The sequence below is a fragment of the Afifella sp. H1R genome (assembly GCF_021462425.1).
Lineage (GTDB): Bacteria > Pseudomonadota > Alphaproteobacteria > Rhizobiales > Afifellaceae > Afifella > Afifella aestuarii.
In genome coordinates this window covers 434,831-461,178 of sequence record NZ_JAKEDY010000003.1, presented here as the reverse complement: position 1 = coordinate 461,178, position 26,348 = coordinate 434,831, and the positions used below count along the sequence as shown (strand labels likewise).

Here is a 26,348-nt window from a genome sequence, read left to right as displayed (position 1 = left end):
TCCTGAAATAGTGTTTGGGCAGCTTGCAAATATCGTCTTGCCATGCTCCGATAACCTGTAGTTATTGGATGCATTCATGAACTTTCGGCAGATCGAGGTCTTCCGTGCGGTGATCGAGGCCGGTTCGATGACCGGGGCTGCGGCGGCGCTCAACATCTCACAGCCGGGCGTCACGAAGACGATCGCGGCCCTGGAAGCCTCCTGCGGCTATCCCCTCTTCACCCGCAGCGCCGGGCGCATCACGCCGACACCGGAAGCCCGCCAGCTGCATCAGACCACCGAGCGCGTCTTTGTCGGCATCGACGAGATCAAGCGCGCTTCGTCGAATATCCGCGATCGGGTGGCGGGCCATCTGGCGATCGCCTCCTTTCCGGCGCTCGCCTCCCGCTATCTGCCGCGGGTTCTGTCGAGCTTTCTGCATGATCGCGGGGGCGTGAAACTCTCGCTGCAGGGAACCGCGTCGCGCCAGGTGATTCTCGCCGCGGCGGCGCAGCAAATCGATGTCGGCATCTCGATCCTGCAATCCGACGATGCCGCGATCGAAACGGAACATCTCCACCGCCTTGAACGGGTCTGCGTGGTTCCGGCCGGTCATCGCCTCGCCTCGGCGGAGCGCATCCGTCTCTACGATCTGCGCAACGAACCCTTCATCTCGCTCGACGCTTTCGATCCGGAGCGCCTCGCCATCGAAAAGATGTTTTCAGATCTCGGCGTCGGGCGTCACGACCAGATCGAAACACGCCATTCCGACAGCGCCTGCGCCTTCGTCGCCAACGGGCTCGGCACCACCATCGTCGATCCGTTCACCCCGCTCGCTTTCGGCGATGCAGTCGTGGCACGCCCGCTCACGCCGCCGGTCTATCTCAATGTCTGGACGCTATGGCCGAGGCACCGCATCCGCTCGAAGCTCGCCATCGAATTCGTGCAGACGCTGCGCCGTTCGCTCCAGACCCATGCACCCGGGAACTTGTGAGGCGGCATCGCCTCACATGCCGTGACGTCGGCTGTAGGCGTTCGGCTCAGCTGGCCGCCATCCCTGCGGCTCGTTCGCGGGTTCGTAGACTTCGACAAGAAGCGGATGGCAGGTCGCGGCATCGCTCGAATGCTCACTCGAACAATCGCCGCCCGGACAGGCAGAAAGCGCACCCAGCAGGTCGATCTCGGCGAAAAACTCCAGATAATCGCCCGGCCGGACCGGCGTCGCCTTCATGAAATACTGCCCGGTGTCGCGCGCAAAACCCGTGCACATGAAGACGTTGAGGACGTCGTGCACATGCCGCTCCGCCTCGTCCAGATCGATCCCTGCCGCTTGCGCGAGCGCACGGATGAGATTGGAATGGCAGCAGAAATGGTAGTCGCCGCCGGACAAAAGCCGGTTGGTATAAGGATCACAGCGCGTGCCGATGACATCATGGACGGACCCGCCGAAGCGGTCGAAGCCATACCAGTCGAGCGTGTCGTCGGTGATCGTCGCCATCGGCCGCAGAAACGGCAGGCATGACCACAGCCGATCTCCGGTCGACAGATGCGTGCCGTGGAGTGCGCGCGTCTTGCCGGAATAGAAACGCTCGGTGAGATCCGCCTCGTGCCAGAGATTGAGATCGCCGACCTGCGGGCCTTCCACCGAAACGATGCGGAAGAAATGCCCCGCCGGGACGGTGAATGTGCGGGCATCGCGCGGCGGCACCAGCGTTTCTGCGATTTTTGTCCAGCCATCCCGCGCGGCGCGATAGGCCGTGAGATCGACAGGCGGCAACGTCGCCGTCGGATAGCAGACGACCGGTTCGATATCCCGGCGCGCCACGGCATCGGCCGGCGCGTCATGTTCTGGCTCGTTCAGCTTCATTGCATCCTCATCCTCAGAGGGCTCATGCCGCGCTCCGAGTTTGTCGACTTATCCCCGTCGCATCCACCGCGATTAGCTTGGACGTCCTTCGGTTTCAGGCCAACCCAGGATGGCGACGATGGACACAGAAAATCTCTCCCTTCCGACGATCCTTTCCGCACAGGCGCAGAAGCATGTCACGCACAACGAAGCGCTCCGGATGCTCGATACGCTGGTGCAGCTCGCCATCACGCGCCGCGACCTCACCGCCCCGCCGGCCGATCCGGCTCCCGGCGCTCGCTTTATCGTTGCGGCGCCGGGAGCCGGATCGGCAGGTGGCGACTGGTCCGGCCACGACAACGACATCGCCGCGTTCCAGGATGGCGCGTGGACATTCTACACGCCGAAGCCTGGCTTCCTCGCGCTGTCGATCGACGAGATGCTGCCGCTCGTCTTCGATGGCGTTGCCTGGGTGACGCTCACTGCCGAACCGCCGGAGACCCTGCCCTGTCTCGGCATCAATACGGGTTCGGAGACAAGCAACCGCCTCGCCGTCAAATCCGATGCCGTTCTCTTCAGCCACGACGATGTGACCCCGGGCAGCGGCGACATGCGCGTTGCCCTCAACAAGGCGACTGCAGGGGGCGATGCCGGCTTCACCTTCCAGAGCGATTATTCGGCCCGGGCCCTCTTCGGTCTTTTGGGCTCAGACGATTTCACCCTCAAAGTCTCACCTGACGGGTCGACCTATCACACCGGCCTCGTCCTCGATCGCGAAAGCGGCGCCGTCACCATGCCGGCGAATGCCCGTTTCAGCGCGTACCTGAACTACGGCCAGAATTATGCGGCGGGCGCCTGGCGGGACATGCTCTTCAACAATTTCCGCCACAACGATCAGCTCGCCGCCATCATCGCGAGCAACGTCCTGACCTTCACGGCTCCGAGCGACGGGATTTATCTTTTCGGGCTCGCAGGCACTTTTGAGGCGGGTGCCGGCACCCCCTCGAAGCTGCAGGTCGGGCTCTCCGTCAACGGCACGTCACCGGCCGCCGACACGATCGGCACGACGGGCGATGCCGCCCTCGTCTCCGGCGAAACCCAGGTGCAGGTGACCGCCCTCCTCAAGCTTGCCGTCGGCGATATGGTCAGCCCGAAGATTTTTCCGACCGGCGCAGCCGGACGTATCCTCGCCAACGAGAATTTCTTCTGGGGAACGCGGCTCCCCTGAACCGCCACGCAGCGGGGAGAACCTCCCCCGAGGAAGCTCGCTGGCGCGGGGAAATCGCCAAGACCCGCGACACGATGTCTTGCCTGCACGCCGGCTGAGTGTACCATCACACAAATGACACACTCTGCCTCGTCCGCGCGCGCCCAGCCCTTCACCGATGGTGTCGGGGCCGGCTTTGCGAGCCTCCTCAGATCCTGGCGCGAGGCGGGGGATGCGCGTGTGCCGATCGTCATGGGCATCGTCAACGTGACGCCCGATTCCTTCTCCGACGGCGGGCAGTTTTTTCGCACCGAAGCCGCGATCGAGCACGGGCTCCGACTTCATGACGAAGGCGCAGCGATTCTCGACGTCGGCGGGGAATCGACCCGCGCCAATGCCGAGCCGGTCGCGGCCGACGAAGAGATCCGACGCATCCTCCCCGTCATCGAAGCCCTGACCGCAAACGGCATTCTCGTTTCCGTCGACACCATGAAGGCCGAAGTCGCCAAAGCCGCAGTCTCGGCCGGCGCGCAAATCCTCAACGATGTGCGCGGCCTTCTCGGCGATCCGGAGATGGCTGCAGTCGCCGCACGCACCGGCGCCGGCGTCATTGCCATGCACAATCAGGGAGTGTTCGGCTCGGCCAAGCCGATGGAGATCGATCCGGTCGCGGGCTGTATCGCCTTCTTCCGGCGTGCCCTGGACGTGGCTCACGAGGCAGGCGTCGCCGAAGACCGACTCGTTCTCGATCCGGGATTCGGCTTCGGCAAATCGCCAGAGCAGAACCTTCAGCTTCTCGCACGCTTCGGCGAATTGCAGACGCTGGGTCTGCCGCTGCTTGCCGGAACGTCGCGCAAATCCTTCATCGCCAAAGTCGCGGGTGCCGACGAGACTGACCGCCTCGCCGGAACGCTTGCCACAAATGTCTTGGCGGCGCTCGCGGGTGCTGCGATCGTGCGCGTTCACGATGTGGCGGAGCATGCGGCGGCGATGCGCATCGCCGCCGCCATTCGCGGAGCCGACACCAGCAAATGACCTAGCCGACGGCGGCCAGCCTCTCCCGCTTCTCCCGCCAGGCGACGATCCGTTCGACGGCCGCGCGCAAGGTTTCCTCGCGCTTGGCGAAGCAGAAACGGATATGCGAGCGCATGTCGCCCTTGCCGTAGAAGGCGGAGAGCGGCACCGCCGTCACACCCGCCTCGAAGGTCATCGCCCGACAGAAGGCGACATCGTCGGGCTCCGCCTCGCCGGTCGCCGCAATGGCGAAATAGGTCGCCTCGACATCTTCCACCACGAACCCCGCCTCGCGCAGACCGCCGACCAGGAGATCGCGGCGCCCCTGAAGATCGGCACGCAGCCCGTCGAAATAGGCGTCCGGCAGATTGAGCCCGAAGGTAACGGCGGCCTGCAGCGCCGGCGGCGTCGTAAACGTCATGAATTGATGCGCCCGCATGATCGGCTTCAACAGCGTTTCGCAGGCGGTGATGTAGCCGACTTTCCAGCCCGTGACCGAAAACGTTTTGCCGGCGGAGCCGATGCGCACCACGCGGTCACGCACCTCCGGCAGGGCAAAGAGCGTGCGGTGCTGCCGGCCGTCGAAGACGAGATGCTCGTAGACCTCGTCGCAGATCGCCACGAGATCGTGCTTCAGCATGAGATCGGCGAGGAAGCGCAACTCCTCCTCACCCAGGATCCGGCCGATCGGATTCCACGGAGTGTTGAGAATGAAGGCGCGCGTCTTCGGCGTGATCGCCGCTTCGAGGCGCTCAAACGGCAGACCCCAATCGGGCGGGGCGATGCGCACCGGCACGGGCACCGCACCGGCCCGGCGGATGATCGGCTGATAGCTGTCATAGGCGGGCTCGAAGACGATCACCTCGTCGCCCGGCTCCAGAAGCCCGAAGAAGGCGTCGGCCAGTGCCTCCGTCGCACCGGAGGTGACGAGAACCTCCTTTTCCCAGTCGACGTCGAGGCCGAGAAAGCGCTTGGCATTTTCCGCCACGGCCTGGCGCAACGCCGGCAGGCCCGCCATCGGTGGATATTGGTGCGGACCTGAGCGCAGGGCGGCGATTGCAGCCTCGACCACCTCCTCCGGCTCAAGCCCTTCCGGGAATCCCTGACCGAGATTGATCGCGCCGGCCTCGGCCGCCATGCGCGACATGGTTTCGAAGATGGTGGTGTCGAGCCCACCGAAGATGGAATTTGCCATTGATTGTCCGCCTGGCTGCAAAGGAGAAGACGACGGGATCCCCGCCGGCAGCGCATCGCTCCTTCTAATTGCCTGAGGCTGATCAAGAAAGAGCGCCCGCGCCGCACTTTTGGCGCGAGGGGATGCGGGCCGCTCGATCAGAGGCTGAGCCGTTCCATAACCGGGATGCGCCCCTCAGCCGCAGAGATCCGCGCTCCTGGCATTGAACAAAAGCGCGTCCCGACCGTTCGTCCCAGTATCATTCGAAGGGCAAAGCCCGACACCCGTGGAGAACCATTCATGAGAATCAAACTCGCCGCCATGTCCTCTGCCGCCGTCTTGCTGGCGACGGGCATCGCTTTCGCGCAAGGCGCCTGGGTCGAGGTCGACGACGAAGATATGGCCGTCAACATCCCGGTCGATCCCCCGACCTACACGGTCGGCGATCTCGACGACATGGAGATCGTGGGCCAGGACGGCGAGGAGATCGGCGACGTGGATGAGATTCTCGCCTCCGGCGACGGATCCTCCATGGCAGTCGTCACCGATGTCGGCGGCTTCCTCGGGATAGGCGAGCGCAATGTCGTCATCCCGCTCACTGATGCCCGCATCCACAACGACAAGATCATCATCAACATGACGAAGGACCAGATCGAGTCGCTCGACGAATGGTCCAAATAAGCCTGCAATAGGCCATGAACTGGCTCCGCGGCGGCGATGGGTCCGCCGCGGAGCAGCAGGCCCGCTGCTCCCAATCGACGCGTGAGCGGACGAGAAAGCGGGCATATGTCTCGGCGAAGGCCGCGCCCAGGCAAATTTCGGGTACACTCTGGCGGCGGCCGGCTGTAAGCAGCGCGCAGCAATGCTCGACGCCACTCCCCTTTTGCGCATCTATGCGCGCCACCGTCTTTCTCAGCTTTCGCGGCAACACCCGCACGAGGTCCAGAGCCGGCAATTGCTCGCGCTCACACGCCATGCCCGCGAGACGCGTTTCGGTCAGGCCCACAGCTTTGACGAGATCCGGTCGGTTGAAGATTTTCAAGCCCGCGTGCCGCTCCGCCGCTACGAGGACTTTTGGGCCGAATACTGGCAGGCCGCCTTCCCCGTTCTCAAAGGCCTGACCTGGCCCGACCAGATCGCAAACCTCGCCGTGACGTCCGGAACGTCGACGGGGCGCGTCAAATATATCCCGATCAGCCACCAGATGGCGCGCTCCAACAATCGCGCCGCCGTCGATCTTCTCGTCCATCACGTCGCCCACCGGCCGCAGAGCCGCGTCATGGCCGGCAAGAATTTCGTGCTTGGCGGCACGACGGCCCTCAAAGATCATGGCAGCGGTGTCGTGAGCGGCGATCTCTCCGGCATCGCCCGCCTCGAAGTGCCGCCGCTTCTGGCAGGCTTCGTCTTTCCCGATCCGGAATTGGCACGCGAAACCGACTGGGCGCACAAGGCCGAGGCGATGGCGCGCGCTTCGCTGTCGGAGCCGATCCGCAGCATCGCCAGCATCCCGAGCTGGATGCTTCTCTTCTTTGAGGAGCTCGCCAAGATCACCGGCAAGAGGCGGCTCGTCGAGATCTATCCCGACCTCGAACTCGTCAGCCATGGCGGCGTGGACTTTGCGCCTTACCGGGAAGCCTTTGCCGAATGGATGGAGGGCAGCCATGCGGAGTTGCGCGAGGTCTATCCGGCAAGCGAAGGTTTTATCGCGCTTTCCGACGAAGCACCGGAGGATGGTCTGCGCCTCTTCCTCGACAACGGTCTCTTCTTCGAGTTCTTGCCGGTGGAGGAGCTCGGGCGACCCGATCCCACACGGCACTGGATCGGGAACGCCGAGATCGGGCGCAATTATGCGCTCGTTCTTTCCAACAATGCGGGGCTTTGGGCCTATATCCTCGGCGATACGGTTCGCCTCGTCTCGCTCGATCCGCCGCGCATCAAGGTCACGGGGCGTATTTCGGAATATCTGTCGGCCTTCGGCGAGCATCTGACGCCCGAAGAAATTGCCAAGGCCCTCCTCGGCGCCGCGGCCAATGCCGGATTGCAGATCAGCGATTATTCCGTCGGTCCGGTTTTCCCCTCACGCGGCAATGCCTCGCGCGGCCGCCACGTCTACGTGATCGAATTCCGCGGCCGCCAGCCGTCCGAGACCGAGCTTGAGAGCTTTGCGGCCGAGTTCGATTACACGCTCATTTTGAACAACGACGATTACGATTCACACCGCCAGGGCGGGTTCGGCATGGACGCGCCGGAGGTGATCGCGGTCGCCCCCGGCACCTTCGCGGAATGGATGCGCCGCCGCGGCAGGCTCGGCGGCCAGAACAAGGTGCCGCGCATCATCAACGACCCGGAGATCCTGACGAGCCTCGTCGGGCTCGCCCGCGAGAGCAAGGTCGCCCACCGGCGCTGAGCGGCTCGCAGATCCGCCGAACGGGAACCACAGCGGCGCTCGTCCATTCATGGCGAGCCGGGCATTCATTGCGAACCAACCTCCAAAGCGCGCCGGGCGCCCGTTTGCGACCCGCGGTGGCCGCGCGTGCCCGCAACCCAGGTCATTGACGATGAAGCTCTTTTCCTGCCCCGTCTGTTCGCAGATCCTCTTCTTCGAAAACACCATCTGCGAGCGTTGCCGTTCCATCCTCGGCTACGAAGCTCATTCCAACGCCATGCTGGCGCTCGATGACCGCGGCGGGCATTTCGAGGCGATCGGGGACAGCGCGCCACAGGGACGCTGGACTTACTGCGCCAACGCCGCTTTCGACGTCTGCAACTGGCTCATCCCCGCCGACAGCGGCGAGGCATTTTGCGCCGCCTGCCGCCACAATCTCACCGTCCCTGATCTTTCGGCACCGGAAAATCGGGCACTGTGGCGACGTATGGAGGCCGCCAAGCACCGCATGATCTATACGGCGATGCGCCTTCGCCTGCCGCTTCTGACGCGCAGCGAGCATCCCGAAGGTCTCGGCTTCGCCTTCCTCGCCGATGCGCCGCAGGCCGGTGCTCCGGTGATGACCGGCCACGACAATGGCGAGATCACCATCGCGCTCGCCGAGGCCGACGATGCCGAGCGCGAACGCCGGCGCATCACCATGGGCGAGCCCTATCGCACGCTTCTCGGCCATTTCCGCCATGAGGTCGGGCACTGGTACTGGGATCGGCTGGTGCGCGACGGCCAGGCGCTCGAGGCCTGTCGCGCGATCTTCGGCGATGACCGTGCCGACTACGGCGACGCGCTCAAGGCACATTACGCGAGCGGGCCGCGCCCGGGCTGGCAGGACGAGTTCGTTTCCGCCTATGCGGGCGCCCATCCCTGGGAGGATTTCGCCGAGACCTGGGCGCATTATTTCCATCTCGTCGACACGGTCGAGACCGCCCATAATTGGGGGATATCGACGGCGCCCTCAGTCGACGTCGACGGACATCTGACGGTCAAGGTCGATCTCGACGTCTTCGCCGATGATGTCGGCATCGGCGCAATCATGGGGGCCGGCCATGCCGTTACCGCGGCTCTCAACGCCTTCAACCGGGCGATGGGTCTGCAGGATCTCTACCCGTTCGTGCTGTCGCCCACGGTCATCGGCAAGCTCGGCTTCATCCACGATCTCGTGCATGGGCGGGCTGGAGAGGCCGCCCGATAAACCTCATGGTTATCAGAAGGTTAACGGGAGATTTGCAGATCTTGAGTCAAGATCGTGAGGCGCGTCGCGCTTTCTTAACAAACTGATTCAAGAGCCGACGCTAGGCCCCGTAAGGCATCCAGATATTTTTCACCTGCGTCGCATGGACGAGATAGTCGCGTCCCTGGCCCTCCCCGGCATCGCGCCAGTCGATCCGGCGACCGTCGACAGACCAGATCACCTTGAGATTGCCCGCGGCCTCGCGCTCGAAATCGGCAAGTCCGTCGGGGCCTGCAAAGTGCCAGCATGCGGCCACATCATCATGCCCGCCAAGTGTTGCCGAAATCTCAAGAGGATCGCCCGTGACGACGTTGACGACGCCTGCCGGCACGCCGCTCGCCGCAAGCGCTTGCGAAAAATCCAGCGCTGCGAGCGGTGCCGCCTCCGAGGGAACGACGACGACGCGATTGCCCATCGCGATCGCCGGTGCCACCAGCGAGACGAGCCCCAAGAGCGGCGCCTGCGGCGGGCACAAAATACCCATCACGCCCAGCGGCTCTTGGATAGCGATTGTCAGGTGACGCGCCCGCGTGGAATGCACCGCGCCGTCAAATCTATCGGCCCACGCCGCGTAATAGGCGATGCGCGCGGCCGAAAGCGCCACCTCCTCCGCAACGGCCTCGGCGCTTCCGCCGTTCGCGGCGCCCGGCCGTGCCGCAAGCTCGCTCGCACGCGCTTCCAGCGTTTCGGCAAGGCGATAGAGCCGCTGCCCCCGCTGATGGCCGCTCATCGCCGCCCAGCCAGCGGCTTTGGCCGCGGCATCGACAGCGCCGTTGATATCCTTGGTTTTAGAAACGGCGGACAAATCGGTCTTGGGCAAGTCGGCGGGGACACTCCCCCTCGGCCATGCCGGTTTCAAATAGCCCGAAAACCCTTCGCGACCGCCATCACGACCGAAGCCGCTTTCCTTGACGCCACCGACACCGACGGCCGCATCGAAAAAGTTCGTTCCATTCACCCAGACGACGCCCGCCTGAAGCTTCGTCGCCATCTCGAGCGCCAGGCCGGCATTCTCGGAGAAGACCGTCGCGACGCGGCCATAGCGGGAATGGTTGGCGAGCTTCAGCGCCTCATCCGGCGTGCGGAAGGTGGTGGAGCGGATGATCGGGCCTGCGATCTCCGCCTCCGCCACGCCCATGGCCGGTGCCACATCGCTCACGAGCGTCGGCGGGAAAAAGCGGCCTTCTCCCGGGATGTCGGCGTCCGCCTGCCAGACCTCCGCGCCCTCGGCCCCCGCCATCGCCACCAGCCCGGTCAGACGGGTGAGATCGGCATCGTCGGCGAGCGGTCCGCAATCGGTCGATGTCTCCAGCGGGTCACCCATTTGCAGTTTCGCCATGCGTCGCTTCAGCTTCGCCTGAAGCCGCTCGGCCACGCCTTCCTGGACGAGAAGCCGCATGCCGGCACAGCAGCTTTGCCCCTCGCTCAGAAAACTCCCGTCGACGAGGCTTTCCACGGCGGCATCGAGATCGGCGTCCGCGAAGACGAGGAAGGGTGTCGTCGTACCAAGGTCCAGGGCGAGTTCCTTGCCGGTGCCGGCCAGCGCCTTGCGGATCTCGCGGCCGCGCGCCACCGGCCCGGTAAAACCGATCCGCGCGATATTCTCGTGGGCAACCAATGCCGCGCCGGCCGCCTCACCCACGACGATGTTGACGACACCACTCGGAAGTCCGGCCTCTGCCACGACCTCGGCGAGGGGGAGCGCGGAGAGCGGCATGCGCTCAGGCGGGACAACGACGAGGCTGTTTCCGACGGCGAGTGCCGACGCGATTTTCCCCGCAAGCACCGAGAGCCCGCCCACGCGGGTGCTGATCTCGCCACAGACCCCGAGAGGGCGATAGCCAGCAAACTCGCTTTCGACGAGTTCCGCCCATCCCGCAGCATGCTCGAAATGCTGCATCGCGAGCGGCAGATCGATATCGCGGCTGTCGCGGAGCGGCCGTCCCGTCTCGAGCGAGATGAGCACCGCGAAGAAGGCCGCCCGCTTCTCAAGACTCCGTGCCAGCGCGTAAAGATGGCGGGCGCGCCGATGACCGGGCAGCGCCGACCAGGCCTCGAAGGCGGTTTTGGCCGCGCCGACCGCAGCTGCGATCTCCGCCGCCCCTCCGGCTGCCACCTGCGCCAGCACCTCGCCGGTCGCGGGATTGCGCACGGTCAGGCGCTCGCTGTCCGCGGCTGCGTGAACGCTACCATCGATCAACGGCCCAAACGCGTTTTCATGGCGAGCGAGCCAGTCACGCACGGCCACGTCGCTCTCGCGCGCCGGGCCGTAATCCATCGTCTCCAGGATGTCGGTCACCGCTGCCATCCTCGTCTCCTCATCCCACCGCATGGCGCGTCGCAGAGGAAGGGCGCCCGGTGACGAATTGTTCGATCTGCCGCTCGATGTCGCCCAGAAGCGAGCTCGCGCCGATGCGGAAGAGATCGCGTTCGAGCCAGTCCCGCCCGAGCTCTTCCTTCATCAGGACCTGCCAGGCGAGCGCGTCCTTCGCCGTCTTCAGCCCGCCCGCCGGCTTGAAGCCGATTTTCACCCCCGTGCGCTCCAGGTAATCGCGGATCGCCCGCACCATGACGAGCGAGACCGGCAGGGTGGCGTTCACATCCTCCTTGCCCGTCGAGGTCTTGATGAAATCGGCACCGGCCATCATCGCCACCATGGAGGCGCTGTAGACATTCTGAAACGTCTTCAGATCGCCGGTCGCCAGGATCGCCTTCATATGGGCGGCGCCGCAGGCCTCGCGCATCGCCGCCACCTCGTCGTAGAGCGCCTGCCAATCCTGCGCGAAGACATGGGCGCGGGTGATCACGATATCGATCTCGCTCGCGCCTTCCGAGACGGCGTAGCGGATTTCCTCAAGCCTGAGCGGCAGCGGCATCAGCCCGGAGGGAAAGCCTGTGGCGACGGACGCGACAGGAATGCCGGAGCCCTCCAACGCCTTCACGGCCGGGCCGACCATGGTCGGATAAACACAGACGGCAGCGACGGTCGGCATGTCGGCAAGCCCGAGCGCATCGACGAGATCGCTCCGCAACGGCCGCCGCGCCTTGGCGCAGAGACGGCGCACACGCGCCGGCGTGTCGTCCCCCGCCAACGTGGTGAGATCGATCGCCATCAGCGCCTTCAAAAGCCAGGCCGCCCGCCATTCCTTTTTCAGCCCCCGACGCCCCGCCAGCGTACCGGCTCGCCGCTCCACGGCCGAGGCATTGATGCGCATCTCCTCGAACCAGTCTTTCTTGAGCGGCATGCCCGAATTGCGCGCATGATCCCGGGCCGGCGCGACCTCTTCGGCACCATCCGCTGCGGGCACGCGCCCGATGGCGAAAGGGGCGCCGAACGGAAAGACGCGCTCTTCAGACATTTCTCGCTCCCGGTTGCGCGGGCACAGCCGCGTTACGCGCCCACATAAGGCGGATCGAGCCTGCGCCGAGCCTCCATCAGCCCTCGCCAGCCTTGATCATTCTCGGACGACCTTAGCGGCGCGTATAGCTGACGGGAACGGTAAAGGTCATGGAGCTGCGCCCGAACTCGGGCGGGATGCGCGGGAAGGGTGAGGCCCGATTGACCATGGCAACGGCCGCCTGATCGAGCGCGGCGTCGCCGGAGGAGCCCGTGAGGCGCACACCGCCGGCCGCACCCGAGGCGGAGATCGTGAAGCGCACGGTCACCGTGCCGTTGCTGCGTCCGCCGGAAGGATAGCGCTTGTAGCGCGCCAGATGGGCGTAGATGCGGCTGTTGTAGGTCGCCACCGCGCGTCGGCTTGGCCCCTGCGCCTGACTGCCGCCGCCACCGGCACGCGCTCCCGCACTCGGGGCCGGACGACGGCTAGCGGCATCCCGGCGTGCAGCCTCTTGCGCCTCCGCACGGCGGCGCGCTGCCGCCTCGGCGCGCTCACGTTCACGCCGTTCGGCGGCTTCGCGTTCGGCCTGCTTTTCGGCGCGATAGACTTCCAGCACTTCCTGCGGCACGCTGTCGGGCCGCGCCTGCGGCATCGCCACATCGGGTTCCGGCGATAGCGCAGCCATCTCCGTCACCTCCTCGACCGGCTGCAGCACCTCTTCGACCGGCTCCACCTCCTCCGCCGGGAGCGCTTCCGCGACCTCCTCAGGCTCACTCGGCACAGCCTGTTCTGGAGGCACCTGCTCCGCCTCGTCCGGCGCGGGCGGCTCGGCCGGTTCCTCGTCTTGAGGCTCCGGCACCTCTTCGGGGGCAACCTCCTCCAGCGTCTCCGGCGCAACGGCTTCGACGACCTCCGTCTCCTCCACCGGATCGAGCGGTTCGCCCGTGTCGGCAACGTCGCTCGGGCTTTCCGCGTCGTTGGCGCTCACGTCGCTCATCATCTGGAAGAAGTCCGCCTCGGCGATGCCGGCAACCGCTTCGGGCTGGCCGGCCCCGCCATCGAGAGCAGAATCCGGCATGGCCGTGAACGTGACCAGAACCGCCGCATGCAATGCGACGGCGGCGACAGCGGCGACGATCCAGGCCACCCGGTCCTTCGTCACCGGGCGCTCCCTCGCACCGTCATCAGTTCGACCTTCGCGAGCCCCGCCGCGGTCAGATCATCGAAGACAGGCTTCAGCCTCTCCATGGTCACGCTGCGATCGAGCACCAGCGGGATCTTGCCGGCACCGAGCTCGGCAGCTGCAAGCCGCTGGCGCAGGGCCTCGCCCGTCAGCTGCTCGCCGTCGAAATAGGTGAGACCGTCCGCATCGACATAGACGGCATTGGCCGGGATCGACGGCGTCGGCTCGGCACCCGCCCTCACATAATCCACTGGCGCGGAGGGTGCCGGCATCAGCGTCCCAGCGAGCAGGAAGAAGATCAGAAGCAGGAAGACGACATTGATGAGCGGGACGAGGTCGTCGCCCGGTGCGGATTTGCGTGGTTGGGTGAGCCGCATCGCCGCCCCGCTCAATGCACCAGAAGGACCGGGCCGATCGCCGCCCGCCGCGCCGCATCGACGGCCGAAACGATGTCCTGCGCGACGGCACCGGTAGAGGCACGCACGATCACCCGCGCTTCGTCCTCGCCGCCCTTCTCCTTCAGCCGCTCGCCGAGAGCCGCCAGCTCCACCGGTGCTCCATCGACGGCGTAAAAACCGTCTTCGCGGACCGAGATCAGGACATTGCGCATCGGCACCGCCTGGCGCGACGTGGCGCCCGTTTCGCGCGCCAGGGTGACATCGACCGAGCCGAAGCGGGCGAAGGTCGAGGCCAGCATGAAGAACAGGAGTAGCAGAAAGACGACGTCGATCAGAGGCGTCATGCTCATGGCGCGATGGCGGGGCGCGCGAGCGCTAATGTGCATGGACGGGCTCCGTCAGATGCGCGGAAAATGCCCCATCCTCTTCCTCGCCCACCCGTTCACCCAGATGCAGACGTGCCTCCGCCGTCGTCAGAACGGAGGTGGCGAGGTTCTCGATCGCCTGCCGTTCCCGATCGATGCGGCCCTCGAACCAATGGAGCGCGAGGTTGCACGGAATGGCGACGGCAAGGCCGACAGCCGTCGTCAGAAGCGCCACCCAGATGCCGCCGGCGAGCATTGCCGGATCGACATTGGAGCCAGCTCCCTGCAGCGTCTGAAAGGCCTCGATCATGCCGAGAATGGTGCCGAAGAGACCGAGCAGCGGCGCCACCTGCGCGATCGCCTCGAGCCCGCGCAGATGCCGGCGCAGACGGTAGAGCTCCTCGTTCGCCACCCTCTCCACCTCTTCGCGCAGGACGGAGGGCGCAACCCGCTTCATCGACAGCGCCATCGCCGTTGCGACCACCGTGGCCGTCGGCCCGTTGAGGTTCCGAACTTTGGCGAGGGCCTCGCGCCGCTCGCCCTGCCGCCAGTCGCGCACGGCACCCGCAACGCGGCCGCGCCGGCCGCCGGCCAAGGGCAGAATGTCGAAGAGCTTACGAATGATGATGGCGAGCGCCACGATCGACAGGACGATCAGGATGGCCACCACCGGACCGCCGAGATCGAGGAAGCCGAGCGCGCGGTCGAGGTCGAAGCCCAGAATATGATGGCCGCCGGCGCCCGTCATATCCGCCGGCAGAGCACCATCGGGTGCCCCCATCGGCGCCGCCGCTGTCCCGGGATCTGCACTGAACCCATCGGGGCTCGCGCCATCCGGGGTTCCAGACGGCGCGGCCGCATCTGGCGCCGGCATATCCGGAGAGGCCGCTTCGGTGCCGGCCCCGCCGCCGTCGACCCCCTGAGCGGCCGGTGGCATCACGTCGGGCGTCGCGCCGGACGGTGCCATTGCATCGGGCGACGCGGCCTTGTCCGGATTCGCCTGAGCAAGGCGCATCGGGGTTTCGAAATCTGCGGGCTTCGTCATCGCATTCACTGTGTTGCCTCCGCCGTGCCTGTGGCGGTCTTGTCTTGATCGGTAACCGTCAGGATCAATGCGGCATCCGTGCGGCTCGACGGCGCGAGCCTGGCAAGGCAGGTGGCCGGCTCCAGCCCCTCGCCCTTGCAGCCGACCACGTCGTTGATCAGCACCGAGCCGACACCGCTGCATTGCGTGTCAGCGAGATCATATTGCGAAACGCGGATCTTGCCGGGGATGAGCGGCTGCGATTTCAGGACGAGAAAGCGCATGGCGCCCCCGTCCGGATCAAACAGCACGGTTTCGAGTTCGAGCTGGTCGATCGTCACGTCGAGGCGATTGGTGAAGACGAGCGACAGGCGGCAGGTCGCCTCCATCTGCTGCAGCCGATTGAGCTCCACTCCGATCTCGCCGTCGGCGGCGGACGCCGAACCGGCGAGCCCGAAAGAGATGAGAGCCGCACCGAGCGCAACCCGCGTTCCCGACCATGTGGTTTTCGACACCGGCAATTCTCCAAGAACGTCTCGCGGGCCGATCGAGGCGCGACCCAGACCGCTTAGCCCCAGGCGCTACATAAGTTGACTATAAAGGTCAACAATTTGCAGACAGGACCTTTCGGCCACGGCAGGGATCGCTCATCCAAAGGTCATCGCAAAAAGACAGTCGCGGGCTTCGCGACGCCCGGTCTTGTTCGCCCGGGCACCCAAAGCCGAATCCCGGCCGAGACTTAAACGCCGCAGCTCAGGATTCGATTCATGGGCTTCACACGCCGATTCAGATCCTTCAAGCGTCCTGTGAAGCAATCTCCCGTCTCGGCCGACGTTTGTGGCCTTTGAGTGCCACATAGATCGCCGGAATGACGAGGACGGTAAGCGCCGTCGAGGAGGCGAGACCGAAAAGAAGCGAGATCGCCAGCCCCTGGAAGATCGGATCGGCGAGGATCACGGCGGCCCCGATCATGGCGGCGAGCGCCGTCAGAAGGATCGGCTTGAAGCGGATCGCGCCCGCCTCCAGAAGCACGTCGAGGAGCGGCCTCTCAGGGTCTGCCGTCTGGGCATGGCGGATGAAGTCCGTGAGCAGGATCGAGTTTCTGACGATGATGCCAGCGAGCGCGATGAAGCCGATCATCGAGGTCGCCGTGAACGGCGCATGGAAGAGCCAGTGGCCGAGCATGATGCCGATGAACGTCAAGGGGATCGGCGTCAGGATGACGAGCGGCAGCTTGAAGGACCCGAACTGCGCCACGACCAGAATGTAGATGCCCAGAATGGCGACGCCGAAGGCCGCGCCCATGTCACGGAAGGTCACCCAGGTCACCTCCCATTCGCCGTCCCATAGAAGCGTCGGATGGCCTTCGTCCTGCGGCTGGCCATGCAATTTGACCGTCGGCTTCGGCAGGTCGCCCCAATCGGTCTCGTCGATTTTCTTGTCGACGGCGAGCATGCCGTAGATCGGCGCTTCATATTCGCCGGCGAGCTCCGCCTGCACCATCACCGTCGCGCGGCCGTTGTGGCGAAAGATCGGATAGGAGGCCTGCTCCTCGGTGACGTTGACCACATCGCCGAGTTCCACGATCGAGCGGTTGCCGGGCAGAGCATCGGCAGCCACCGGCGTCGACAGGGCACGCTCGTCGAGCACCTTGTCCCCCTTCGACAGGCGCATGACGATCGGGATCGGATGCCGGCCGCCGCCGCGATGCGAATAGCCGAGCGTGGAACCCGAATAGAGCGCGCTGATCGTGTCGTACACGTCGCCCTGCTCCACCCGGTAATATTCCAGATTGTCCTGATCGATGGCGATGCGGCTGCGCTCAGCCGGATTGCCGAAACTGTCGTCGACATCGACGATGAAGGGCACGTCCTCGAAAATCTGACGGACTTTTCGCGCCACCGCACGACGGGTCTCGCCGTCCGGCCCGTAGATCTCAGCCAGAAGCGTGGAGAGGACCGGCGGACCCGGCGGCGGTTCGACCACCTTGAGTGCGGTGCCTTGCGGCAGATCGAGACCGACAAGGGCCTCGCGCATGGCAAGCGCAATGTCGTGGCTCGAGCGGTCGCGCTCGTCCTTGCCGAGAAGATTGACCTCCACGTCGCCCTGCTCGGGATTGGCGCGAATATAATAATGGCGCACGAGCCCGTTGAAATTGAAGGGGGCCGCCGTTCCCGCATAGGTCTGGAAGGAGACCACTTCCGGAATGTCGGCAAGCCTCGCGACGATCTTCTGCAGCGCCCGGTCGGTCGCCTCGACGGAGGACCCTTCCGGCAGATCGACGACCACTTGAAGCTCGGTCTTGTTGTCGAACGGCAGGAGCTTCACCGTCACATGCTTCGTATAGAAGAGCGACAACGAGGCGAGCGTTGCAATGCCGACGACGATCAGGAAAACCCAGGCGCCCGCACGGGTCTCCAGGATCGGCCGCGCCACGGCGATATAGAAGCGGCCGAGAAGGCCGATCTGGTGGCCGGCATGGGCGCTTGCCGCCCCCTCGTCGCGGCGCCCGAGCTTCATCATCAGCCACGGCGTCAGCGTCACCGCGACGAAGAACGAGAAGAGCATCGCACCCGACGCATTCGCCGGGATCGGGCTCATATAGGGGCCCATCATGCCCGACACGAAGAGCATCGGCAGAAGGGCTGCGACCACCGTCAAGGTCGCCACGATCGTCGGATTTCCAACCTCCGCCACCGCTTCGATCGCAGCCTGACGTTTCGAGCGGCCGTCACGCATCGCCCAATGACGGGCGATGTTCTCGATGACGACGATCGCGTCGTCGACCAGGATGCCGATCGAAAAAATCAGCGCAAAGAGACTGACGCGGTTGAGCGTGTAACCCATCAGGCGAGAGGCGAAGAGCGTCAGAAGGATCGTCGTCGGAATGACGACGGCGACGACCATCGCCTCGCGCCAGCCGATCGCGATCGCCACCAGAACGACGATCGAAATCGTCGCCAGGCCCAGATGGAAGAGAAGCTCGTTCGCCTTCTCGTTCGCCGTCTCCCCGTAATTGCGGGTGATGGTCATGGCGATGTCTTCGGGGAAGATCTCGCCCTTCACCTGATGCAGGCGATGGACGATCTCATCGGCGATGACGACGGCATTGGTGCCGTGGCGCTTGGCGATTGCGAGCGACACGGCCGGCACCCGCGTCAGGCCGGCATCGGTCTTGGCGATATTGGCGACACGCGTCTCGTTCGGATCGGTCGCGAGCGTGATGTCGGCGACGTCGCGCACATAGACGGGGCGGCCGTCGCGCGCCGTCAAAAGCAGATTGCCGATCTCCGGCAATGTCTGCAGCGTCTGGCCCCCGACGAGAACCCGCTGTCCGCCATCTGCACGCACGGTTCCGGCTTCGAACGAACGGTTGGCGCCCTTGAGCTTGCCGGCAAGCTGTTCCAGCGTAATGCCGTAGAGCGACAGCTTTTCCGGGTCCGGTTCGATGCGGATCTCTTCCGGCTGCTCGCCGACGATATAGGTGAGGCCGATATCGGGGAGCTTGGCGATCTCCACCTGCAATTCGCGCGCGATCCGCGTCAGATCGTTTTCAGACCAGCGCCCGGCCGCATCCGGCTCGGGCGACAGCGTGACGACGACGATCGCCACATCGTCGATGCCGCGGCCGACGATCAACGGCTCGGGGATCCCGGTCGGGATCTCATCCATATTGGCCCGGATTTTTTCGTGAACGCGCAGGATGGCCGCATCCGAAGACGTGCCGACTTCAAAACGCGCCGTCACCATCGCAGCGTCGTCGCCGGTCTGCGAATAGACGTGTTCGACACCGTCGATGCTTTTGACGATCGTCTCCAAGGGTTCCGTCACGAGCTTGACGGCATCTTCCGCCTTCAGCCCGTCGGCCCGCACATGGATGTCGACCATCGGCACGGAAATCTGCGGTTCCTCTTCGCGCGGCAGGGTGACGAGGGCCACAAGGCCGAGCGCGAAGGAAGCGAGCAGCAGAAGCGGTGTGAGCGGCGATGAAATGAAGGATTTCGTCAGGCCGCCGGCAAGGCCGAGCTTCATGGCAGGATCACCCGGTCGCCCGCATCGAGGCCGCTCAGGATTTCGACCGTTTCGGCGTCGGCGTCTGAGGCACTCGTATCGGCGGCCTCATCTTTCGCCTGCGGCTCAAAAGTCCGGCCGAGAACCACGGCGACTTCGACGGGCCCCTCTTGCGTCTGAAGCGTGACGTAATCGATCCCGTGGCGGGTCGTCACCGCCTGGCGCGGCACGGCGAGAACCTCCCGCGTCGCAACCGGAATCCAGACGAGTGTGCGCTCGCCGACAAAATAATCGCCGAGGCCTTCAACCTCGACATCGGCCTTCACTTTGCCGTCCTCGATCTCCGGATAGACCTTAACGAGGCGGCCGGTGCGCGGCTCGACGTTCCGGGCCGAACCGTCAGCGCTCAACACCCGGTCGCCGACCTTCACCATGTCACCCTCGACGATCTCCGCCGCATGGCGCTCCGGTAGCGACAATCTCAGGAAATAACCGCCGCCGGCGACGGTCGCGATCTGATCGCCGGCCATGACGACGGAGCCCGGCGTCACCGGCACTTCGAGCACGCGCCCCGAGGCGGGAGCCAGCACTTCGCCTTCGCGGGCATTCTGTTCGATCACGGCGCGTTCGGCTTCGGCGGCCGCAAGCTGATTGGTGTAGACCTGGACCTGGGTCGAAGCCTCATCGAGACGCGATTGCGAAACGGCACCGGTGGTGCGCAGCTGTTGGGCGCGCTCCAGATCCGTATTGGCATTGGCGAGCTGCGAACGCAGGACTTCGATCTTCGCGTCGGCCGCCCGCTTCTGGATCGGGATCTTGTCGTCGATGATGACGGCAATCACCTCACCCTTCTCGACCTCGCTTCCCTCATCGACGGAAATCTTTTCGATCGTTCCGCCGATGCGTGCGCGCGCCGCGACGACATCGCGGCTTTTGACCTGGCCGAACACGGCCTTGGTCTCCGGCACGACGCGCGGCATCACGGTCATCTCGGCAGAGGCCGCGTGCAAGGCCGCCAGAGGCATGGCGACCAGAGCGAGGAGGATCGTGGCAAAGACTTTCGCAGCGGCAGAGCTCTGCCGGGCAACTTTCAGCATGACGGTCTCAAAGAGGGAGGGTTAAAGCCGCCGGCTCGAGCCGGCGGCTCACTTGAATGACGGCTTACGAGAAAGCGACGCCGGGCTGCATCCCCATCTTCTTGAAGATGAAGGCCGCCGGGCAGAAGCCCGTAAAGGATGCCTGCAGCAGGTTGAGGCCAACGAACGCCGTCAGAAGGTACCAGTACGGCGAGGTCGCATAGCCCAAAAGCAGGGACAAAAGGATCATGCAGCCAGCAAAGGCGAGAACGGCACGGTCGACTGTCATTTCACTTTCTCCTTCGTTGGGCCGCCGATCTATTCAGCGGCCTCCATGTGGATTTCCTTGAGCTTCTTGATGCCGAGAGCATCGAGCACGACGTTTTCGAGGAAACTCGCGCTCTGCCCCTGGCGGATCTTGCGCAGGAAGTAGCGCTCGAAGCCGATCTTCGCGGCGTGCACCCACCGCCCCTGCGAAGACCAATTGACGTTGCGCGGCGGGATCTGGGGTTGAGCGATGAAGGCGATGCCGTCATCGCCGAAATCGGCGAGACAGACGGCATTCCAGGAGGCGACGGCATGCGGCTCCTGGCCTTTCAGGAGGGCGGAAATGTTCTCCGCCGTCGCCGTCACCATGGATTCGATCATGAAGCCGGTCTTGGGGACGCCCACCGGCAAAGCCGTCTTGCTGACCGGCGGGATCGCCACGCACACACCGATCGCAAAGACATTCGGATAGGTCTCGTTGCGCTGGTGGCGGTCGATGGTGACGAAGCCGCGCGGATTGGTCAGGCCTTCGATGCCATAGACCGCGGGCACGCCGCGGAAGGCCGGCAGCATCATGGAAAAGGTGAAAGGCAGCTCGTGCGTCGCCTTCAGCGCACCGTCGTCGTGGAGCTCCTCCACGACCATCGTGCCATCTTCCGCCTTCACCGTGCGCGCATTGGTGATCCACTTGATGTGGTGTTCGCGCAGCGCGCTCTCCAGAAGGCCCTTGGTGTCGCCGACGCCATCGAGGCCGAGATGGCCGATATAGGGTTCCGGCGTGACGAAAGTCATCGGCACCTGGTCGCGCTTCTTGGCACGGCGGAGCGCGGTATCGAGCACAAAGGCGAATTCATAGGCCGGACCGAAACAGGAGGCACCCTGGACGGCACCGACGACGACCGGCCCCGGCTTCTTCACCAATTCGTCGAAGGCCGCCTTCGCCTGCACGGCGTGCTCGATCTGGCAGATCGATTGCGTCCCCGCCTCGGGCCCCATTCCTTCGATTTCGTCGAAGGCGAGGTCCGGGCCTGTCGCGATGATGAGGTAATCGTAATCGAGGAACGTCCCGTCGTTGAGCTCGACGCGGTTTTCCTCAGGGTGCACGCGACGCGCACCTTCCGGCCGGAAGCCGATCCCCTTGCGCGCCAGAACCGGCCCCACTTCGACCGTGATCTCGGACGGCTGACGCCAGCCCACCGCCACCCACGGATTGGACGGCACGAAGGAATATGTGCCGCCGAGATGCACGACGGTCAGTTCGTCTTCCCGACTGAGCTTCGCCTTCATCTCGTAGGCCATCACGATGCCGCCGAGCCCGGCTCCCATCACCACAATCTTCGCCATTAAACCCTCCCTCTCCGGCCCTGCGGCCTGTGCTGCCTCGCAAGCGGCAAAGCCGGCGCGGCCACCGCCACCGGCCGCAAAGCGGTCCGGCGCGAGGTGAGACGGCTCCCGATTTTTCGGTGTCATCCGCCCCATCTGTCTTGCGTTTAACATTCAAACATTCTAATTTCAAGATGATGAATGTAACGGATATGATCCCCGCATCGGAGCGCGCAGCCGACCTCATGCGCAGCCTCTCGCATCCGCAGAGGCTGCTCGTTTTGTGCGCGTTGGGGCGGGAAGAAAAATCGGTCAGCCAGCTGCGCAAAGAGCTCGGTGGCATCGACCAAGTGCCTATGTCACAACACCTTATGCGGCTGAGGGCGGATGGCCTCGTGCTCTCCAGGCGCAAGGGCACGAACGTCTTTTACCGCATTGCCCGCCCTGAAGTTCTCGTCGTCATCGAGACCTTGCATGGCGCCTATTGCACCCCGCCCGTGGCGGCGGAGGACTAGGTCGCCCCGTCTTCACCGTTTTGTGTTGATGGCGTGAAAGCCCGATGCGCGATTGACCGCCTGTCGGGCGAAAGTTAGGACGGCCGAGGCTCCCCACCCCTGCGGCAGCGTTCCCCGATGACCATATCCATTCCGTCCGGCGACACGCCCGGCACTCGCCTTGCGACGCGGCTCGCCTTCTTCATTGCCGGCTTCGGCACGGCCTGCTGGGCCCCGCTCGTGCCTTATGTGAAAACGCGCCTCGGCGTCGACGAGGCCGGGCTTGGCCTGCTGCTCTTGTGCCTCGGCGTCGGTTCGGTGTTGACCATGCCGGCGGCCGGCGCCCTTTCCGGGCGGATCGGGGCGCGTGCCGTCGTTCTCGCCGGGTCACTCGGACTTGCCGTCACCCTGCCGCTTCTCGCCGTCGCACCGACGAGTGCAGCGATCGCCATCGTGCTCTTCGCCTTCGGCGCCTCCATCGGCGCTGTCGATGTCGGCGCCAATGTCCATGCCGTCGAGGTGCAGGAGGCGGCCGGCATACCCCTCATGTCGAACTTCCACGGGCTTTACAGCGTCGGCGGCCTGATCGGAGCAGCCGGCATGACGGGCGCCCTGTCGGCCGGGCTTGCTCCCTCCGTCGCGTCTCTCGCCGCCGCCTTCATTCTGGCCCTTGCGATCGTCGTCGCCTCGCCGCGGCTGCTGCGCACGCGGGCCGAGGATCATACGCCCTTGTTCGTGCGCCCGCGCGGCATCGTGCTTCTGATCGGCCTTCTCGCCTTCGTCATGTTTCTGACGGAAGGGGCGATGCTCGATTGGGGCGCCGTCTTCCTCACCGAGAACAAGGATTTTCCGGCTTCGCAGGCGGGGATCGGTTATGCCCTTTTCGCCGGCGCGATGACGATCGGCCGCTTCACCGGCGACCGCTTCACGCGGCTCGTCGGCGCGCGCAACATGCTGCTTATCGGCGCTACGCTCGCCACGATCGGGCTCCTCAAGATCATTTTGATGCCGGCGCCCTTGTCTTTGATCGGCTTCCTCTTCGTCGGCCTCGGGGCGGCCAACATCGTGCCGCTGCTTTTCACCCAGGCCGGCCGCCAGAAGGTGATGCCCGCGGGGCTCGCCATCGCCGCCATGTCGATGTTCGGCTATGCGGGCGTGCTTCTCGGCCCCGCCCTCGTCGGCTTCGTCGGCAAGGCCTTCGGGCTCTCCATCGCCTTCGGAATGCTGGCCGCAATGGTCACGGTGGTGGCCGCCTGCTCACGGCGGGCGACACAACCGGTTTAAAGAAAGCGCTTGGAGCGGCCCTATCGCACGGGGGTCACAAGAATCTCGCCGACATTGACGTGTTCCGGCTGCGAGACCGCGTACATCACCGCCGCCACGACATCCTCCGCCTTCAAGGCATCGGGCTTCCGCTCGTCGAAGAATGGCGTGTCGACCATGCCGGGCTCGATCAGGGTCACGCGCGCGCCGGTGCCTTCAAGCTCCTCGCGCAGATTCTGGCCGTAGCCGGTCACCGCCCATTTGGTGGCGCCGTAAACCGATCCGCGCATGGTCATGCGCCCGGCGCGTGAGCTCGTGATGAGGATGTGGCCGCGGTTCTTCTTGATCTCCGCCAGCGTCACCTTGGCGGTGAGCACCACGCCCAGAACGTTGGTCAAAATCATCTCGCGGAAATTGTCCGGATCGCCGCCCTCCGTCCCGGAGCCCTTGGAGCCGACGCCGGCATTGGCGAAGACGACGTCGATGCGCCCAAAAGCCTCAAGCGTCTTGGCGACCATCGCCTGCTGGTCTTCCAGGCTCGTCACGTCGCAGGAGATCGCAATCGCCCGCTCCTTGCCGAGCTCGGCGACGAGGCCTTCGAGCTTGTCCTTGGAGCGCGCGGCGAGCGCCACGTTGTAGCCGGCCTCAACGGCCGCGCGCGCCGTCGCCGCGCCGATACCGGTCGAGGCGCCGGTGATGAGAAAGGTCTTCATGCATTGCTCCCGGAGCATTTGACGTCAGGAAGGGGCGCGCTCCAAAGAGCGCTTCACCCCAACCTAAGGCGGCAATCGCCGGGGGCGATAGCCGGACCCAAAGGTTCACCGCGCCGATCTCGCCGGTTCGGGCCGTACGCCGAGCCGACGGATCAAGGCGAGCGCCTCCGCCGGAGGTTCAAGCTCCACCCGACGATATTCGCTGCCGCTGCGCGTGCGCCAGACAAGGCCGAGATCGACAAGCGCACGGCGCAAGAGCGCAGGGTCGCCAAAGGCGTGCCGCGCCACAAGGAAGGCGTTGACCTCCGCTTCGGTGAAGCTTTCACCAGCCGGAAAGAGCGACCAGATGAGCCAGAGGCAGAGATTGCGGTCGCTTTGCCGCTTCGGCCAGCGCAGGAGCACGGCATTTTGGTCGAACTGGCGCAGCACCCGCTTCAATCGCCGCTCGTCGGCAGGCGGATTGTCCGCCGCACGATCGATTTCAAGATGATCCGCCGACGGATCGCCAGACGCGACCTGCTCGCCGGGCAGCTCCTCGCCCAACATGTTCGCCCGCAACTGTTGAAAGTTGCGGTGCCCGGCCGAGCGGGCAAGCATATTGAGCAGCTCGAGATGGCTCGGTGGAGCCTCATGATCTGCGAGCTGTCGGCGGAGCGACTTCGCAAACGTCGACATGTCGCGCGTGGCGAGTGGAATGGGAGTCCTGGACATGACCAACCCTCAAGCGTGCCGTTCCAGAATGGGGTCGAGGGTCACCGGCTTGCGACGCGGCACGAGGCTTGGTGTCGAGCTTTATTCTCTGGCAGGTTTAGCTTCCCTCGCGGGACGGTGACGCCTGGGTGAACTGCGGACCCTCGCCACCCTATGCTCCAGCCACCCGCGCTTTGCAAGAGGCGCTGCCCCTGGATTGGCATCTCGGGTTGTCACCGGCCCTCACCCGATCGCTTCGACGGAGACTTCGTATTCGGGTCGACCCTGCTTCTCGAAACCGGTCAGGTTGGCGATCGTCGTTTCGGCGATCGCGCTCAACGCCTCCTCGGTGAAGAAGGCCTGGTGGCCGGTGATGAGGACGTTGGGGAAGGTGAGAAGCCTGGCGAAGACGTCGTCCTGCAACATATAGTTTGAGAGATCCTCGAAAAACAGATCCGCCTCTTCTTCATAGACGTCGAGGCCGAGCGAGCCGATCTGCCCGCTCTTCAGACCCTCGATCAAAGCAGGCGCATCGACGAGCGCACCGCGGCTCGTGTTGATCAGCATGCAGCCCGGCTTCAAGGACGCGATGCGGTCTGCGTCGACGAGATGGCGCGTGCCGGGCGTCAACGGGCAGTGCAGCGTGATGACATCGCTTTCGGCAAAGAGTTCGTCGAGCGAGACGTAACGCGCACCGTCGGCCAGGCAGTCGGGGTTCTCGCGCAAATCATAGGTGAGGACGTTCATTCCGAAGCCGCGGAGGATCTTCACGACCACGGCGCCGATGGCACCCGTGCCGACGACACCCGCCGTCTTGCCCTTCAGGTCGAAGCCGAGCAGGCCTTCGAGCGAGAAGTTGCCCTCGCGCACGCGGTTATGGGCGCGGCAGAGCTTGCGGTTGAGCGCCAGGATGAGCCCGATCGTATATTCGGCGACCGCATGTGGCGAATAGGCTGGCACGCGCGCCACCGACATGCCGAGCCGGTGGGCGGCGGCAAGATCGACATTGTTGAAACCCGCACAGCGCAGGGCGACGAAGCGAACGCCCTCCTCCTTCACCGCCGCCAGCGTCTCCGCATCGGCGCTGTCGTTGACGAAGATGCAGACGGCATCGGCGCCGCGTGCCAGCGGCGCCGTCTCACGCGTCAGATGCGGTTCGAAGAAGTGGAATTCGTGGCCGGAGCCCTCGCCGGCCTTCTCGATGAAGCTGCGATCATAGTTCTTCGTGCTGAAGACGGCGACTTTCATGGGCCCTTCACCTCCTTGGGGTTCGTCCTGTCGGTGTCAGGCTGCAATTGGGAAGGATCGG

The 26,348-nt window shown here is 64.9% G+C and carries 24 protein-coding genes; 8 read left to right on the top strand and 16 right to left on the bottom strand.

Going from position 1 to position 26,348, the window contains the following annotated elements:
• Positions 1 to 76: 76 nt before the first annotated feature.
• Positions 77 to 973 carry a LysR substrate-binding domain-containing protein gene (locus tag L0F51_RS19245; protein ID WP_234630765.1) on the top strand — a complete coding sequence of 299 codons (897 nt, stop codon included), beginning with the start codon at positions 77 to 79 and terminating at the stop codon, positions 971 to 973.
• A gap of 12 nt (positions 974 to 985) precedes the next feature.
• Here L0F51_RS19245 and L0F51_RS19240 read toward each other — a convergent pair whose 3' ends face one another.
• On the bottom strand, positions 986 to 1,846 hold the full coding sequence (locus tag L0F51_RS19240) for a DUF1989 domain-containing protein (protein ID WP_234630764.1): 861 nt from the start codon (positions 1,844 to 1,846) through the stop codon (positions 986 to 988).
• A 118-nt stretch (positions 1,847 to 1,964) separates the two neighbouring features.
• Between L0F51_RS19240 and L0F51_RS19235 the strand changes: the two genes are divergently transcribed.
• Positions 1,965 to 3,053, top strand: a complete 1,089-nt coding sequence (locus tag L0F51_RS19235; protein ID WP_234630763.1) for a DUF2793 domain-containing protein — start codon at positions 1,965 to 1,967, stop codon at positions 3,051 to 3,053.
• A 114-nt stretch (positions 3,054 to 3,167) separates the two neighbouring features.
• The gene (gene folP, locus L0F51_RS19230; RefSeq protein ID WP_234630762.1) at positions 3,168 to 4,067 is read left to right on the top strand and encodes a dihydropteroate synthase; all 900 of its coding nucleotides are present in this window, start codon (positions 3,168 to 3,170) and stop codon (positions 4,065 to 4,067) included.
• A gap of 1 nt (position 4,068) precedes the next feature.
• Here folP and L0F51_RS19225 read toward each other — a convergent pair whose 3' ends face one another.
• Positions 4,069 to 5,241, bottom strand: coding sequence for an aminotransferase (locus tag L0F51_RS19225; RefSeq protein WP_234630761.1), 1,173 nt, complete (start codon positions 5,239 to 5,241; stop codon positions 4,069 to 4,071).
• A gap of 279 nt (positions 5,242 to 5,520) precedes the next feature.
• Here L0F51_RS19225 and L0F51_RS19220 point away from each other — a divergent pair, with 279 nt between their 5' ends.
• The 3 genes from L0F51_RS19220 to L0F51_RS19210 all read left to right on the top strand — a co-directional run bounded on the left by L0F51_RS19220 (position 5,521) and on the right by L0F51_RS19210 (position 8,855).
• Positions 5,521 to 5,901: a PRC-barrel domain-containing protein gene (locus tag L0F51_RS19220; RefSeq protein WP_234630760.1), complete on the top strand. Its 381-nt coding sequence runs from the start codon at positions 5,521 to 5,523 to the stop codon at positions 5,899 to 5,901.
• Positions 5,902 to 6,082: 181 nt separating this feature from the next.
• Positions 6,083 to 7,627, top strand: a complete 1,545-nt coding sequence (locus L0F51_RS19215; RefSeq protein ID WP_234630759.1) for a GH3 auxin-responsive promoter family protein — start codon at positions 6,083 to 6,085, stop codon at positions 7,625 to 7,627.
• Positions 7,628 to 7,778: 151 nt separating this feature from the next.
• Positions 7,779 to 8,855, top strand: a complete 1,077-nt coding sequence (locus L0F51_RS19210) for a putative zinc-binding metallopeptidase (RefSeq protein WP_234630758.1) — start codon at positions 7,779 to 7,781, stop codon at positions 8,853 to 8,855.
• A 100-nt stretch (positions 8,856 to 8,955) separates the two neighbouring features.
• On the opposite strand, the gene L0F51_RS19205 is transcribed toward L0F51_RS19210, so the two are convergent.
• The 11 genes from L0F51_RS19205 to L0F51_RS19155 form a co-directional block, all read right to left on the bottom strand.
• Positions 8,956 to 11,202, bottom strand: a complete 2,247-nt coding sequence (locus L0F51_RS19205) for an aldehyde dehydrogenase family protein (protein WP_234630757.1) — start codon at positions 11,200 to 11,202, stop codon at positions 8,956 to 8,958.
• Between the two features lie 10 nt (positions 11,203 to 11,212).
• A complete protein-coding gene (deoC, locus tag L0F51_RS19200; protein WP_234630830.1) occupies positions 11,213 to 12,139 on the bottom strand; it encodes a deoxyribose-phosphate aldolase in 927 nt (308 codons plus the stop codon).
• A gap of 226 nt (positions 12,140 to 12,365) precedes the next feature.
• Entirely contained in the window at positions 12,366 to 13,394 is a 1,029-nt protein-coding gene (locus L0F51_RS20235; protein ID WP_234630756.1) for an energy transducer TonB, read from the bottom strand.
• Positions 13,391 to 13,792, bottom strand: coding sequence for a biopolymer transporter ExbD (locus L0F51_RS19190; RefSeq protein WP_234630755.1), 402 nt, complete (start codon positions 13,790 to 13,792; stop codon positions 13,391 to 13,393). The genes L0F51_RS20235 and L0F51_RS19190 overlap by 4 nt, the downstream gene beginning before the upstream one ends.
• A gap of 11 nt (positions 13,793 to 13,803) precedes the next feature.
• Positions 13,804 to 14,199: a biopolymer transporter ExbD gene (locus L0F51_RS19185; protein ID WP_234630754.1), complete on the bottom strand. Its 396-nt coding sequence runs from the start codon at positions 14,197 to 14,199 to the stop codon at positions 13,804 to 13,806.
• A complete protein-coding gene (locus L0F51_RS19180) occupies positions 14,189 to 15,223 on the bottom strand; it encodes a MotA/TolQ/ExbB proton channel family protein (RefSeq protein WP_234630753.1) in 1,035 nt (344 codons plus the stop codon). The genes L0F51_RS19185 and L0F51_RS19180 overlap by 11 nt, the downstream gene beginning before the upstream one ends.
• A gap of 5 nt (positions 15,224 to 15,228) precedes the next feature.
• Positions 15,229 to 15,717, bottom strand: coding sequence for a hypothetical protein (locus tag L0F51_RS19175; protein ID WP_234630752.1), 489 nt, complete (start codon positions 15,715 to 15,717; stop codon positions 15,229 to 15,231).
• 280 nt (positions 15,718 to 15,997) lie between these two features.
• Positions 15,998 to 19,234, bottom strand: a complete 3,237-nt coding sequence (locus L0F51_RS19170; protein WP_234630751.1) for an efflux RND transporter permease subunit — start codon at positions 19,232 to 19,234, stop codon at positions 15,998 to 16,000.
• The gene (locus L0F51_RS19165) at positions 19,231 to 20,310 is read right to left on the bottom strand and encodes an efflux RND transporter periplasmic adaptor subunit (RefSeq protein ID WP_234630750.1); all 1,080 of its coding nucleotides are present in this window, start codon (positions 20,308 to 20,310) and stop codon (positions 19,231 to 19,233) included. Before L0F51_RS19165 ends, L0F51_RS19170 begins: the two co-directional genes overlap by 4 nt.
• A gap of 64 nt (positions 20,311 to 20,374) precedes the next feature.
• On the bottom strand, positions 20,375 to 20,578 hold the full coding sequence (locus tag L0F51_RS19160; RefSeq protein WP_234630749.1) for a DUF2892 domain-containing protein: 204 nt from the start codon (positions 20,576 to 20,578) through the stop codon (positions 20,375 to 20,377).
• 29 nt (positions 20,579 to 20,607) lie between these two features.
• Positions 20,608 to 21,900: an NAD(P)/FAD-dependent oxidoreductase gene (locus L0F51_RS19155; protein ID WP_234630748.1), complete on the bottom strand. Its 1,293-nt coding sequence runs from the start codon at positions 21,898 to 21,900 to the stop codon at positions 20,608 to 20,610.
• A 173-nt stretch (positions 21,901 to 22,073) separates the two neighbouring features.
• On the opposite strand from L0F51_RS19155, the gene L0F51_RS19150 reads away from it, so the two are divergent.
• Positions 22,074 to 22,394, top strand: coding sequence for an ArsR/SmtB family transcription factor (locus tag L0F51_RS19150; RefSeq protein ID WP_370642454.1), 321 nt, complete (start codon positions 22,074 to 22,076; stop codon positions 22,392 to 22,394).
• Positions 22,395 to 22,511: 117 nt separating this feature from the next.
• The gene (locus tag L0F51_RS19145) at positions 22,512 to 23,657 is read left to right on the top strand and encodes an MFS transporter (RefSeq protein ID WP_234630747.1); all 1,146 of its coding nucleotides are present in this window, start codon (positions 22,512 to 22,514) and stop codon (positions 23,655 to 23,657) included.
• Between the two features lie 20 nt (positions 23,658 to 23,677).
• Here L0F51_RS19145 and L0F51_RS19140 read toward each other — a convergent pair whose 3' ends face one another.
• The 3 genes from L0F51_RS19140 to L0F51_RS19130 all read right to left on the bottom strand — a co-directional run bounded on the left by L0F51_RS19140 (position 23,678) and on the right by L0F51_RS19130 (position 26,287).
• Positions 23,678 to 24,349 carry an SDR family oxidoreductase gene (locus L0F51_RS19140; RefSeq protein ID WP_234630746.1) on the bottom strand — a complete coding sequence of 224 codons (672 nt, stop codon included), beginning with the start codon at positions 24,347 to 24,349 and terminating at the stop codon, positions 23,678 to 23,680.
• A gap of 105 nt (positions 24,350 to 24,454) precedes the next feature.
• On the bottom strand, positions 24,455 to 25,060 hold the full coding sequence (locus tag L0F51_RS19135; RefSeq protein WP_234630745.1) for a DUF2087 domain-containing protein: 606 nt from the start codon (positions 25,058 to 25,060) through the stop codon (positions 24,455 to 24,457).
• Positions 25,061 to 25,282: 222 nt separating this feature from the next.
• Positions 25,283 to 26,287 carry a 2-hydroxyacid dehydrogenase gene (locus L0F51_RS19130; RefSeq protein WP_234630744.1) on the bottom strand — a complete coding sequence of 335 codons (1,005 nt, stop codon included), beginning with the start codon at positions 26,285 to 26,287 and terminating at the stop codon, positions 25,283 to 25,285.
• Between the last annotated feature and the right edge of the window lie 61 nt (positions 26,288 to 26,348).

Coding starts and splice junctions, on each gene's coding strand:
- L0F51_RS19245 (WP_234630765.1), top strand. CDS start 77: ATGAACTTTCGGCAGATCGAGGTCTTCCGTGCGGTGATCGAGGCCGGT.
- L0F51_RS19240 (WP_234630764.1), bottom strand. CDS start 1,846: ATGAAGCTGAACGAGCCAGAACATGACGCGCCGGCCGATGCCGTGGCG.
- L0F51_RS19235 (WP_234630763.1), top strand. CDS start 1,965: ATGGACACAGAAAATCTCTCCCTTCCGACGATCCTTTCCGCACAGGCG.
- folP (WP_234630762.1), top strand. CDS start 3,168: ATGACACACTCTGCCTCGTCCGCGCGCGCCCAGCCCTTCACCGATGGT.
- L0F51_RS19225 (WP_234630761.1), bottom strand. CDS start 5,241: ATGGCAAATTCCATCTTCGGTGGGCTCGACACCACCATCTTCGAAACC.
- L0F51_RS19220 (WP_234630760.1), top strand. CDS start 5,521: ATGAGAATCAAACTCGCCGCCATGTCCTCTGCCGCCGTCTTGCTGGCG.
- L0F51_RS19215 (WP_234630759.1), top strand. CDS start 6,083: ATGCTCGACGCCACTCCCCTTTTGCGCATCTATGCGCGCCACCGTCTT.
- L0F51_RS19210 (WP_234630758.1), top strand. CDS start 7,779: ATGAAGCTCTTTTCCTGCCCCGTCTGTTCGCAGATCCTCTTCTTCGAA.
- L0F51_RS19205 (WP_234630757.1), bottom strand. CDS start 11,202: ATGGCAGCGGTGACCGACATCCTGGAGACGATGGATTACGGCCCGGCG.
- deoC (WP_234630830.1), bottom strand. CDS start 12,139: ATGCCGCTCAAGAAAGACTGGTTCGAGGAGATGCGCATCAATGCCTCG.
- L0F51_RS19190 (WP_234630755.1), bottom strand. CDS start 13,792: ATGCGGCTCACCCAACCACGCAAATCCGCACCGGGCGACGACCTCGTC.
- L0F51_RS19185 (WP_234630754.1), bottom strand. CDS start 14,199: ATGCACATTAGCGCTCGCGCGCCCCGCCATCGCGCCATGAGCATGACG.
- L0F51_RS19180 (WP_234630753.1), bottom strand. CDS start 15,223: ATGACGAAGCCCGCAGATTTCGAAACCCCGATGCGCCTTGCTCAGGCG.
- L0F51_RS19170 (WP_234630751.1), bottom strand. CDS start 19,234: ATGAAGCTCGGCCTTGCCGGCGGCCTGACGAAATCCTTCATTTCATCG.
- L0F51_RS19165 (WP_234630750.1), bottom strand. CDS start 20,310: ATGCTGAAAGTTGCCCGGCAGAGCTCTGCCGCTGCGAAAGTCTTTGCC.
- L0F51_RS19160 (WP_234630749.1), bottom strand. CDS start 20,578: ATGACAGTCGACCGTGCCGTTCTCGCCTTTGCTGGCTGCATGATCCTT.
- L0F51_RS19155 (WP_234630748.1), bottom strand. CDS start 21,900: ATGGCGAAGATTGTGGTGATGGGAGCCGGGCTCGGCGGCATCGTGATG.
- L0F51_RS19150 (WP_370642454.1), top strand. CDS start 22,074: ATGATGAATGTAACGGATATGATCCCCGCATCGGAGCGCGCAGCCGAC.
- L0F51_RS19145 (WP_234630747.1), top strand. CDS start 22,512: ATGACCATATCCATTCCGTCCGGCGACACGCCCGGCACTCGCCTTGCG.
- L0F51_RS19140 (WP_234630746.1), bottom strand. CDS start 24,349: ATGAAGACCTTTCTCATCACCGGCGCCTCGACCGGTATCGGCGCGGCG.
- L0F51_RS19135 (WP_234630745.1), bottom strand. CDS start 25,060: ATGTCCAGGACTCCCATTCCACTCGCCACGCGCGACATGTCGACGTTT.
- L0F51_RS19130 (WP_234630744.1), bottom strand. CDS start 26,287: ATGAAAGTCGCCGTCTTCAGCACGAAGAACTATGATCGCAGCTTCATC.